The sequence below is a fragment of the Algoriphagus aestuariicola genome (assembly GCF_017254835.1).
Taxonomy (GTDB): Bacteria; Bacteroidota; Bacteroidia; order Cytophagales; family Cyclobacteriaceae; genus Algoriphagus; species Algoriphagus aestuariicola.
This window is the reverse complement of sequence record NZ_JAFKCW010000063.1, coordinates 1-288: the sequence shown is the minus strand read 5'-3', so window position 1 is coordinate 288 and position 288 is coordinate 1. Positions and strand designations below refer to the sequence as shown.

At 63.2% G+C, this 288-nt stretch carries 1 pseudogene; it reads right to left on the bottom strand.

Annotation, left to right across the window (positions count from 1 at the left end):
- A pseudogene (locus J0A67_RS22830) lies at positions 1-288 on the bottom strand (ZIP family metal transporter); the annotation flags it as partial.

The following is a 288-nucleotide window of genomic DNA, read 5'->3' as shown; positions in this document are numbered from 1 at the left end:
GGAACCGCACTTCCAGCGTTAACGCCAGCGTCAACAGCAGGCCGGCTTTGGCGCCGGCCGCGAAGGCAATGCCCAGCACCAGCCCATCGATAAAGATATCGACGCCGACCGCGGCGATAAAACCGACCGGCCCCTGCGCTTTTTCGCCCAGCCGCCGAACCAGCAACATTAACAGCACCCCCACAGCGCCGCCCAGCAACACGGCCACAGGCGACTGCTGTTTGAGATCGGGCAAGATTTCGGTGGCGGCGGCGGCGAACACGATGCCAGCGGTAAAGTGATGGATGA